Origin of the sequence: Kyrpidia sp. (genome assembly GCF_023512215.1) — a bacterium.
Lineage (GTDB): Bacteria > Bacillota > Bacilli > Kyrpidiales > Kyrpidiaceae > Kyrpidia > Kyrpidia spormannii.
In genome coordinates this window covers 1-11,773 of the sequence record NZ_JAILZZ010000066.1, presented here as the reverse complement: position 1 = coordinate 11,773, position 11,773 = coordinate 1, and the positions used below count along the sequence as shown (strand labels likewise).

The 11,773-nt window shown below is 50.2% G+C and carries 9 protein-coding genes; all 9 read left to right on the top strand.

Going from position 1 to position 11,773, the window contains the following annotated elements:
- Window positions 1–331 precede the first annotated feature (331 nt).
- The gene (locus K6T64_RS15100) at window positions 332–802 is read left to right on the top strand and encodes a flavin reductase family protein (RefSeq protein ID WP_288010896.1); all 471 of its coding nucleotides are present in this window, start codon (window positions 332–334) and stop codon (window positions 800–802) included.
- A gap of 38 nt (window positions 803–840) precedes the next feature.
- Complete coding sequence (locus K6T64_RS15095; RefSeq protein WP_288010895.1) at window positions 841–2,301, top strand: 4-hydroxyphenylacetate 3-hydroxylase family protein; 1,461 nt, start codon at window positions 841–843, stop codon at window positions 2,299–2,301.
- Between the two features lie 104 nt (window positions 2,302–2,405).
- Complete coding sequence (locus tag K6T64_RS15090) at window positions 2,406–3,677, top strand: MFS transporter (protein ID WP_288010894.1); 1,272 nt, start codon at window positions 2,406–2,408, stop codon at window positions 3,675–3,677.
- 318 nt (window positions 3,678–3,995) lie between these two features.
- Window positions 3,996–5,174: an amidohydrolase family protein gene (locus tag K6T64_RS15085; protein ID WP_288010893.1), complete on the top strand. Its 1,179-nt coding sequence runs from the start codon at window positions 3,996–3,998 to the stop codon at window positions 5,172–5,174.
- A gap of 15 nt (window positions 5,175–5,189) precedes the next feature.
- The gene (locus K6T64_RS15080; protein WP_288010892.1) at window positions 5,190–5,873 is read left to right on the top strand and encodes a DUF4286 family protein; all 684 of its coding nucleotides are present in this window, start codon (window positions 5,190–5,192) and stop codon (window positions 5,871–5,873) included.
- Between the two features lie 16 nt (window positions 5,874–5,889).
- Window positions 5,890–6,462 carry an amino acid synthesis family protein gene (locus K6T64_RS15075; RefSeq protein WP_288010891.1) on the top strand — a complete coding sequence of 191 codons (573 nt, stop codon included), beginning with the start codon at window positions 5,890–5,892 and terminating at the stop codon, window positions 6,460–6,462.
- An 18-nt stretch (window positions 6,463–6,480) separates the two neighbouring features.
- A complete protein-coding gene (locus K6T64_RS15070; protein ID WP_288010890.1) occupies window positions 6,481–8,052 on the top strand; it encodes a sigma-54 interaction domain-containing protein in 1,572 nt (523 codons plus the stop codon).
- Window positions 8,053–8,173: 121 nt separating this feature from the next.
- Window positions 8,174–9,931 (top strand): methyl-accepting chemotaxis protein, encoded by a 1,758-nt coding sequence (locus K6T64_RS15065; protein WP_288010889.1) that lies wholly within the window; start codon window positions 8,174–8,176, stop codon window positions 9,929–9,931.
- Between the two features lie 767 nt (window positions 9,932–10,698).
- Entirely contained in the window at window positions 10,699–11,724 is a 1,026-nt protein-coding gene (splB, locus tag K6T64_RS15060; protein ID WP_288010888.1) for a spore photoproduct lyase, read from the top strand.
- Window positions 11,725–11,773 lie beyond the last annotated feature (49 nt).

The window sequence follows — 11,773 nt, the reverse complement described above, 5'->3', positions numbered from 1 at the left end:
TTGACCGTCGGATTGCGCCCAGATCGCTCGAAGAAATTGTTCTGAGCCCGCGGTAAAAGTGATTCAATAATACGGGCCTGCTCTGCGGAACCGGGGCAGGCCTTTTTGTGCCTCTCTCCCCCCGGCGTGGGTGCTTTTGATGGTCTTTAGGTTGGCGCTTGGTCTGGAGCGGGAGGAGATTCGCCCTGCCCCTATTTTTTATGAAATATTTTATTTCACTTTCGTAATCATTGAGCTCCTTATTGCTTAATAACCGCCTAAATCTAAGTTGGCATAGAATTTGCTTTTCAGGAATGCGAACGTGAAGTTCTTATGGAAAGGAGCTTGATCGATGGAGGTTGATAGCAACGAATTCAGGCATGCCATGGGGAGATTTCCGACCGGTATTGCAGTTATCACGGTGGCCGATGGGGGGAAAATTCACGGAATGACAGCCAATTCCCTTACGTCTGTGTCACTTCAACCGCCTGTGATTCTCATCTGTGTCGACCAACATGCGAAATGCCGGAATCTGATTCAAAAGGCCGGACTGTTTGGAGTCAATATTCTCAAGGAAAATCAAATGGAAATATCCCGATTATTCGCGAGGCAACCAATCGAAAAAGACGTGGAGGTTACTTTTCGAAGAGCGGCCAAGGGAGCTGCTGTATTGGATGGGGCGCTTGCTCATCTAATTTGTGAAACGATCGAAGAAGTGGAGGTTGGCGATCATACGGTATTCTTTGGAAAAGTGATCGAGACCTCTGCAGGAGAGGGCAGGCCATTAGGTTTCTTTAGGGGCCGGTACGTTACTGTCAATTGAAATTAAACTCTGCGACCCGAGAAAGGAGTCATAAAATGGTGCGTACAGGAGCAGATTATCTGAAGAGTTTAAACGACGGTCGGTGCGTATATATTGACGGTGAACGTGTGGCTGATGTGGCGAGCCATCCCGCCTTTGCCGGGGCCGCGAAAACGATCGCAGGATTATACGACATGATTGCCGATCCGGCTCATCATATGACATTTTATTCGCCGAAAACCGGGGAACCCGTTTATAAAGCGTACATGATTCCCCGAACAAGGGAAGAGCAGGCTGAGAAACGGGTGGCGATGAAAAAGAGCGCCGATGCTACGTATGGGCTTATGGGAAGAAGCCCGGATCATATCGCTAATTTTCTGGCTGGTTTTGCCGGAGCGAGTGAGGTCTTTAACGAAGGAGGGGGTCGGTTTGCAGAAAACGTGGTTAATTTCTACGAATATGCCCGGGATCATCATCTATTCTTAACTTACACGATTGTGCATCCACAAGTTGATCGCAGCAAACCTGCTAATCAATGGGAAAATCCTTATCTCGCGTGCGGAGTGCTTGAAGAACGAAAGGATGGCATTGTGATTCGCGGCGCTCAGATGCTCGCTACGAGTGGAGCGTTAACGGATTATCTCTTTGTATCTGTTATTTCTCCGCTGCATCCCGGGGATGAGAAGTATGCGATATCACTGGTCGTACCCATGAATGCACGGGGGTTAAAATTGTATGTAAGACGAAGTTATGCCGTTGATAAGCCCAGTGTTTACGATTATCCTTTGTCGACTCGTTTTGATGAAACCGATGCCTTGGCTGTCTTCGAAGATGTTTTTGTTCCCTGGGAACACGTGTTTGTGTATAAAAACATCGAACTGACCAATAAACAGTTTTTTGCCACGCCGGCACATATTTACGGTAATGTTCAAGCTCAAATCCGCCTGACCAGTAAACTTCAGTTTATTGCCGGCCTGGCCAAAAAAGTGGCTGAAACGACTGGAATTATCAAATTGCCCCCGGTTCAAGGACGATTGGGGGAACTGGTATCCAGGGTTTCGGTGCATGAAGGTTTGGTGTTGGCTGCGGAAGCTTCGGGAACCCAGAATGACTACGGACAGTTTGTGCCCAACCCGAGATATCTCTACAGTGCGATGGCCCTTCAGCCGAAACTGTATCACGACATTCTGTTCTTAGTCCGTGAGCTGACGGGTGGGGGGATGCTCCAAGTACCTTCTTCTTATAAAGATTTTTTGAACCCAGACACATCCCATGACATCAGACGTTACATCCAATCCCCCGGTGTTCCGGCAGAGAAACGCGTGCAATTGTTTAAATTGGTATGGGATCTTGTTGGCTCCGAGTTTGCCGGAAGACATCATCAATATGAAATGTTTTATGGTGGACCGCCCCATGTGGTAAAAGGGCAAGCGTTTAGGAATTACGGTTTTGAGGAAGCAGATCGTCTGGTTGAAACCTGTTTATCCAGTTATTCTTTGGAACAAAACGAAACGTTTTAGAGGGATTACGTGTGCATCCCCGTATAAGGGGGCGCACACGTTCTGGATTGTGCTTTACCAGATGTCAGGTGTCCGTAAAGCTAAGAGGAAGAGAGGGTGGATTCATGGAAGGTATTGCGAGAAGTACAGAGAGGCCAAAAATCGGTCGCAAGAGGTGGTTCGTGGCTACCGTCTTATTTGGGACTGTACTAAGTGCGTTTTTTGATCGGATCAACGTTTCTGTCCTTTTTACCGATAACGATTTTCAGCATGCCTTGGGAGTAGGTAACAATCCAGCGTTACTTGGGCTTTTGATGACGAGTTTTATATTTGCATACGGGGTTTCAGGTGTTCTGCTCAGCTTCATCGGAGATACCATGTTGGGGCTAAGAAAAAGTCTGATCTTGTTGACCCTGTTGTGGAGCGTTTTCATGTTCGGAATGGGGCTGACTTCTTCCTTTTTGTCGATGATTCTATTCAGGGTCTTGTTGGGTATTTCTGAGGGGCCGCAATTCTCCTTGAGCGCCAAGTTTACGAAATCATGGTTTCCGACCTCAGAACAAGGGCTGGCAAATGCGATGTGGGCGATTGGAAGTCCTCTGGGTTCCGCTATCGGATTTCCGTTTATCATCTTGATAAATTCCATGTTTGGTTGGAGAGCCACATTTTATGTCTTAGCTGCCATCTCGTTATTCATTGTCTTGCCCCTCGTATCTCTTTTCTTGAAAGACCGCCCTGAAGATTATGCATCAATCTCTCCGGAAGAACTGCAATACATCAAACAGGGCCGCAGGGAGGTTTTAGGAGCGACAGAAACGTTTCGTCAAGGCATCAAAGAATTCATGTCGCGTTTCGATTACTGGCTTGTTGTGCTCCTTTTCGTCAGTTATCTGAGCCTGTTGTGGGGGATCAACAGCTGGTTGCCTACATACCTGAGAGAGGTTAGACACTTTAACATCACCTCTCTCGGATTTTACTCGTCGCTGCCCTTTTTCACGATGATGATCGGAGAACTGGTGGGAAGCGCGTTATCTGATCGCTGGATGAAGAGAAGTCCCATTTGTCTTGTAGGCATGTTGGGCGTATCGGCCGTATTCTATGCGGTTTCACTGGTACCGAGCCCAATCCTGGCGGCTTTGCTCATTTCAGTTGGAACTCTATTTCTGGGTACCGTCATTCCAACATCGTTCGCGCTTTTGCTCCAGATCCTTCCCGAAAGGGCATCGGCTACCGGGTACGGTATCTGCAACGGTATCGGTAATTTATGCGGCGCCTTCGCTCCGTTTGTCATGGGACTGATCATCGGGCCGTCCCATAATTTTAACAATGGTCTTAGCTTCTTAGTCCTTGTCGGACTGGTTGGCTCGATAGCTTTACTCCCCCTGATGAAAAAATAGTACATCGGCTTCGAAACAGGTCTTTGCGTTTTTTTCATGAATGAAATAGACCATTGCAAAACTGAAATTGAAATCGTTCTATATTAAAATATTGAAGAACTAAAACCTTGATGGTATATGGGTTTTCAATAGCCGGGACAATTTTGGCATATATCTTGCATTAAACTGGTCATTGAAAGGCTGACCCAGACCGAAGGTAACATCTTGAGGAAGTGATCGAGAATACCGTGGGAATCGCCGGAGCCTGACCCACAGGTTGAGGTGGGCTGAAATTAAACGAGTGAGAGCTTTTACCATCAGTCACCTAGGAGGGGTTTGATGAAGTCGGCAATTGTCAATATTGGGGTTCTTGTTGGGGGAGATGGATTACCGTCGGCAAGAGATATGAAATGCATAATTATGGAAAACGGAATCATTTCGTATATAGGAAGTCAGGACATTGACCTGTCATCATGCAATGTCGTGGTTGACGCCGACGGGGCCACTGTGATACCCGGCCTCATTGATTCCCATGTCCATATTGTATTGGGCGACTATACCCCCCGGCAAAAAACAGTTGACTTTCTAGAGAGCTACGTACATGGAGGGATTACCCGGACGATCACCGCCAGTGAAGTTCACGCCCCCGGCCGTCCAAAAGATCCTGCGGGAGTCAAAGCGTTAGCACTGATGGCCCAACGATGTTTTCAACATTTCCGTCCGGGTGGCATGACGATCCATGGGGGCTCTGTCATCCTGGAACCGGGTCTTACTGAAAAAGACTTTGTCGAGTTGGCGGAGCAGGGAGTCTGGTTGGCGAAAGCCGGTTTTGGAGCTTTTCCAAAGCCGAGAGACGCGGCGGAGATTGTGCGTTATGCTCAAAAACACGGGTTCAAAGTGATGTGTCATACCGGGGGAGCGTCCATACCGGGTTCATCCCCAGTGACTGCAGATGATCTCTTGGAAATGCTCCCGGATATCAGCGGACACGTTAACGGTGGTCCTACAGCCATGACGGATTCGGATTTGGAAAAAGTCATCCATGAAACTGCAATCGCATTGCAAATCGTGCAAGCAGGCAATCTAAGGGCGGCGATTCGAACGATCCAGCTGGCGAAAGAGGCACAACAGTTTCAGCGTGTTCTAATTGCCAGTGATACACCTACAGGTACAGGGATGATGCCTCTTGGCGTCATGAAATCTATAGTAGAGTTATCGGCTTTGTCGAAAACCCCGGCTGAACAAATGATCGCCGCAGCGACCGGACATGTTGGTCGGATCTATGGTATTGATGCAGGGTTGATACGAGTGGGGCGTCCCGCTGATGTCTTAGTTATTGATGCTCCTCTTGGCGGCAGTGCTGCGGAGGCGTTGGATGCCATTGAAAACGGAGATCTGCCTGCGATTGCGGCGTGTTTCACCAACGGAATTCTACGTTATATGAACAGCAGAAACACGCCGCCGCCGAGAAGGGAAAACATTAAAGTGATCCATGAGCGATTAAAAATGTGGATTTAAAGGAGGAATCGTGGAGTGGGGAGTGCCATTCTATATTCTGAAATGATCCCGGAAAAAGAATGGGAAGAGCGTTTTAATCGCTGGTATGATACGGAACATATTCCGATTCGGATGCAAATCCCAGGTTTCAAGTGTGCCAGGCGATATCGAGAGGTTAACGCTCGTAAATATTTAGCTGTATATGAAATAGATGATATTCACGTGCTTCACAGTGATGAGTACCGTTCCATCAAAGAGAATTCAAGCGAAGAGACCCGTTGGATGTTGTCTTCCGTTAGCGGATTCACTCGCTATATCGGCATGAAGACCAGTGAACAGGTGGATGTCGGAACAGGGGTATCGGTCTATGAAGCCCCGTTTTTATACGCGGTGGCCTTTACTGTTCCAATCGAAAGAGAGAAGGAATTCAACGAATGGTATACGGTTGACCATGTTCCCACTCTGTTGAGACACCCGGATTGGTGGGCTTGCAGAAGGTATCGAATTGTGGAGGGGGAGCCGGATACGTTCACTCATTTGGCTTTGCATTATTTGGCCGGGTTGGAGGCCCTTCAGTCGAAGGAACGGCAGGAGGCGAGATCCTCTCCCTGGAGGGCACGGCTCGCGAAAGAAGGCTGGTTTCGCGGCGTGTACACGGTCTTTGAAAAAATCAATTCGTTCTCAGGAAGATATTCAGTACGTGACGAAATCAATAACTGAAAGGGGTTTTGTGAACATGGAGATCAGGAAAATCAGCACCTTTGTCGAGGAAACTTTGCATTCCACGGGCAAATCGGATGGTGTACCGCTGCGCAAGGTCGGGGTAGTGGCCGTCGTCAATAATCCTTTTGCCCGTCGCTATCAGGAAGACTTGACCCTTCTCATAAACGAAAGCGCTGATATTGGTCGGCGGATTAGCAAATTGGCTGTAGAGGCCATGGGGCCATATGGTATTGAGAGTTATGGGAAGGCAGCTGTGGTCGGAACAGATGGGGAGCAAGAACACGGCGTGGCAATGCTTACTACAGTTTTCGGAAACATACTGAGGGAAGCTGTGGGGGGTGGGAAGGCCTGGATTTCATCAACGACGAAGCGAGGTGTTCCCGGGACTATCATTGATGTACCCTTGGCTTTTAAGGATGCACTTTATGTGCGGTCTCATTACGACACCATGACTTTAACACTGCATGACGCTCCGTTGCCGGACGAGATCGCTGTCATTGTCTGCGTCGCCAACCGGGGCAGACTCAACGCCCGGGTGGGCGGATTGACTGTAAACCAGGTGAAAGGTGAAAACGGGCTCGATTAACGTTCGAGGATGGGGGACATGGATCTAAAGTCAACATTGTTACATGCCCTGCCGATTCTAGCCAAACTAACAGACGGCTTTGTTGCTGTGACCGATCGTTCTGGGAAACGCCTTAAAGTGATTGATCCCGAGGGCAACACTATTTCTAGTCTAGAGAATTGTCATTTGGAAGTGGCTGCCCGGGCTATGTCTGAGGGCACGCTTATGTCGGGTCCATCCGAGTTAAGGCGCGGTGCGGAAATTTGGGCTTTGCCGGTGGGGGATTATGCCATTGTCGTGACGGATGATGGGAAACGATTACGTCGCAAGCAGTTGGAAGTTGTTCTCATGGAGTCGCTACCTTTGATCTCTGAAGTCATCGGTGGTGAGGCGGCTCTCTTTGATGAAATTGGTCGCATTACTCATAGTGTTAATCGAGATGGAACGGTGAACGGACATTTGATTGGAGAAATCAATGAAAATGCTTATTCCGCCATAGCCCTGCAAAAAGCAGTTGTTTCGGAGTCTTGCGCAATTCCAGGAGGCATGAGTATTTTTTTCCCCATAACCAAGCACCTGGGGGTTGAACTGAGCGGGATGCCTTTAGAGGCGAAACTGCACGCTTCAGAGCAGAAAGGGGATGCCAAATACACGTTTGCAGACTTGATCGGGCAGGCCAATTGTTTTCTGGAGTGTAAGTCACTGTGCAATCGGGTGGCGAAAAGTTCCAGCCCCATTCTATTATGGGGGGAATCCGGAACCGGGAAAGAACTGTTCGCGCAGGCTGTTCACAATGCAAGCGGTCGTGCCTCGCAGCGCTTTGTCGCGGTTAATTGCGCTGCCATTCCAGCGAATTTAATCGAGAGTGTACTTTTTGGGTATGAGGGAGGGGCTTTTACGGGCGCTGCGCCCGGCGGGAAAAAAGGACTTATTCTTGAAGCGAACAATGGTACGCTTTTCCTGGATGAAGTCGGCGAAATGGATCTTTCCCTCCAAAGCCGGTTCCTTCGGGTTTTGCAGGAAAAGGAGGTCATGCCGATCGGGGGTTCGAGAAGTTACAAAGTGGATGTTCGAATTATTGCCGCGACCAATAAGGATTTGAAGGAGATGGTCAATCGGGGCTTATTCCGGGAAGATCTGTATTATCGATTGAATGTCGTTTCCGTGCGCATTCCTTCATTGCGGGAAAGAGCGGAGGATATCGAATTACTGGCCCATCACTTCATTAAAGAGTTCAATATTACGATGAAGAAGCGAATAACGGGTTTGAGTCGTGAAGCTATGGCCCATCTAAAAAACTACCATTGGCCCGGTAATGTGCGCGAGTTAAGGAACTGCCTCGAGAGGGCTGCCAACCTCATTGACGAGGGTGAAATTACCGTTGATTTGTTACCCGAGGATCTGTGGATGCAGGAGATGCCTGAAAGCTGGAAGATCGAAGAACACGAAACATTGGATGAGGCAATTCGGCGAATCGAAAAGGAATTGATTCGGCAGGTTCTTATCGAAACGAAATATAACAAACATCAAGCGGCAAAACGTCTTGGAATCAGCAGCACGACTTTATGGAGGAAGCTGAATGAAAATGTATCCATAAAAAGGGTCAAGTGAGCCGTCCATCATCACTTTGCCAGGCACAAGCCCGGCGCCCGATGCGTGGACTGGCGAGGTATCGAACTGGGATAGCTTCGCGCCCTGGAGAAGAGAGAGGGATTGAGTAAAGGGTGGGCACATGAAAAAGTTCAACTTGAAGACTATGATTTCGTCATTGAAATCCAAGCTGTTGATCATGTCTCTGGCCTTAACGGTGATTCCCAGTCTCCTGATCGGCTTAATCGCATACGAAATTACCCAGGGTCAACTTGAGCAAGCTGGTAAGGCTCAACTGAAACAAGACGTGCTTCATGTGATCGCCCTTATCGAGCAGGCGGACAAACAGGTAAAAGCCGGAAAGATGACGTTGTCGGACGCTCAGGAAATGATCAAACAAGAAGTGTTGGGACCAATGAATGAAAAGGGACAGCGGCCGATCAATCCGAAGTTTGCCATTGGCGCTTATGGTTTCATGTTTGCGACCAATGACGCCGGGGTAAACGTCATGAGTCCCGGTTCAGAGGGGAAGAACTTTTGGAATAACAAGAGTCCGGATGGAAAGATGTTTGTGCAGGATATGGTTCGATTAGCCAAAAATGGCGGGGGCTATGTGAACTATATATTCCCATTGCCCAACTCCGACAAAGTTGGTGAGAAGATCGTTTACGTCCAGAAAGATCCCTCCTGGAACTGGAACGTGTCTGCAGGATCTTACATGATCGACTTTAATGCGCCGGCGAATCAAGTCTTGCATATGTTGATGGTTGCTCTCGGCATTGAGGTCATTTTGAGTGTGGCGGTCAGTTTGTTCTTTGCCCAACGTATTGCAAAGCCTGTGTCTCTCATCACACGGCAAGTGGAACAAGTGGCCCGCGGAAATTTGATACTGGAGGCTGTCAGGAAGAGAGGGAGCGACGAAATTGCCCGTCTGGCGGATGGCTTTTCAGTTATGACAAACCAGTTGCGGGCCCTCGTTCAAAACGTAAGTGAAACTTCTGAACAACTTGCGGCATCCGCCGAAGAGCTGACGGCCAGCACAGAAGAGAACACGAAAGCAACTGAACAAGTGACACAGGCTGCACAAGAGATCGCCGTCGGCGCCGAGAAACAGGTGGAAACGGTGCATCGAAGCCGGTCGACGGTCAACGACATGACCGAGACGATGGAACAGATCGCCAACAACGCACAGATTGTATCGGCATCCGCAAGCGAGACCTCCGACTTGTCCAAATTGGGCAGCCGATCCATTCAACATGTGCGCATGCAAATGAACACCATTCAGAAAACGGTCGATACCTTGTCCGCGGTTGTCAAAAGTCTGGGTGAACGCTCCAGTGAGATTGGGCGAATTATAGAGGTGATTACAAACATCGCCCAACAGACGAATCTCCTGGCGCTCAACGCGGCCATTGAAGCGGCGAGAGCCGGGGAAAGCGGCAGAAGTTTTGCCGTGGTGGCCGAAGAAATTAGAGAGCTGGCCGAAGTCTCGGGGAATTCGGCGAAACAGATCGTCGAACTCATCAAGAATATCCAGGAGGAAAGCAATCTGGCGGTCGAATCCATGGAGAATACAACTTCCGCGGTGGGCGCCGGCCTCGATGCGGTAAACCAGGTCGGAGAATCCTTTGCCCAAATCGAGCGTTCGATTCAAAAGGTCGGCGATCAGATTGAGGGAGTTTCTGCAGCCTTACAACAATTGGCCGCCAGTGCCGAAGACCTGCGCACGATGATGGGAGCTGTAAGCGAAATCACGGAAACGACGTCGACGGGGATTCATACCATATCCGCATCAACCCAGCAACAGCATGCTTCGATGGAAGAGATTGCCGCATCGGCTCAGTCACTCAACAAACTGGCAGAACAACTCCACGATCTGGTGAAGCAATTCAAGATTTGAACGGCGGCGAATAACCGTGATCAACATCAAGCCGTAACAGAGTTGCGGAGTTCATGAAAGAACGCGGAGATAGATAGTGGAGGAGGAAAAGCTTTCAAGAATCCTGGCGAAGGGAGGATCGCGGCGCTTTTCTCTGTCGGAGAACGGGTCCTGTGCTGCGAATTCATATGATCTGCATGCCGATCATTAACGTACACAGTTCGAATGCTCCTCACGAGGATGTGGTTCTGATTGGGGACGAGATTGGCCTCAAAGCCATTCGGTTGGCAATTGAAAAAGCTCTGCGGGAGGGCGTTACGAGGTTCGAGGCATTTGCATCAGATGGAAAAAGTTTGGTTTTCGAATAATATACGTTCCAAGACATCATGTGGGGACATGGTCAATGATGGAAACTCCGCATCAGGATAACGCACGAAATGACAACTGGAGGCCATCCTGTCCGGAGAAACGGACGCGCTGGTGACATGGCTGCCCTTTGGCTAGCTGTTTATTCTCGGGTTCAAACGCCCGTGGCAGGTTTCCAACGCGATATCCTGCCACTGTTTCTTGGGTCCATGATCGGAGAGGGGGGGTGAAGCCCGTTCGCCTCAGAGACGGCGGCTGACGTTAGGCGAAGGTGGGTGGGGACGCAGGCGAAGCGTTGTTCGCGCGCTGAAGATTGAACGTGGGGAAGGGTTTTGGAGGCATACTAGGGGATGAAGATCATATCGCCCGCCGGAGCCCGGCTGGATGGAGGCTGACGGCACGGCGTCCCCGGAGGAGAGACGATGCAACCGTTCATTCCGGATCGCGCCTTTTTCGAACCCCGGGCGTTGGACTACCCTATTGGCCGGGACATTTACCGTCGTCTTCAGGATCTCGGCGTCGAGATTCGTTACACGACATCCTACAACCGGGTGACCGGCATACCCGGCGACGATGACCTGCAGCGGTATCGAAACGCAAAACGAACCCTGGTGGTCGGGGTTCGCCGGAGCCTGGAATTCGACACCTCCAGGCCGTCGGCGGAATACGCCATTCCCATCGCGACCGGGTGTATCGGCCACTGCCACTATTGTTACTTGCAGACCACTCTGGGCGCCAGGCCCTATGTGCGGGTGTATGTCAACATTCCGGAAATCCTTGAACGGGCGCATCGCTATATCCGCGAGCGTAGACCCCGGATCACTCGTTTTGAAGCGGCCTGCACCTCCGATCCCTTGAGTCTGGAGCACCTGACGGGAAATCTGCGCCGGCTGATCGAATTCATGGGACAAGAGGAATACGGGCGACTGCGGTTTGTGACCAAGTACGACCTGGTGGACAGTCTGCTGGACGCCCGCCACAACGGTCACACCCGGATCCGCTTTTCCGTGAACAGCGACTATGTGGTGCGGAATTTTGAAGCGAACACCGCTTCTCTCGAGGAGCGCCTGGAGGCGGCGCGCAGGGTGGCGGAGGTCGGCTATCCCCTCGGCTTCATTATCGCGCCCATCTATCTGTACGAGGGATGGCGGGAGGAGTATGAAGAGCTGGTGAGGCGGGTGAGCCGGGCCATGCCCCCGGACCGTCGCCAAGGTGTGACCTTTGAACTGATTCAGCACCGTTTCACCCGCCCTGCAAAACGGGTCATTGAAAAACGATATCCCAAGACCAAGCTTGATCTGGACGAGTCAAGGCGCAAATATAAATGGGGCCGCTACGGAATCGGCAAATTCGTGTATCCCGACGAACAACAGGTGGAGATCCGGGAATGGTTTCACCGGTGGATCGCCGACTATGTCCCCGGGGCGATCATTGAGTATTTTACGTGATCCGGAATGGGGAAAAGCCCTCCAAGCCGCCGGTTCTGCCGGCACCGTC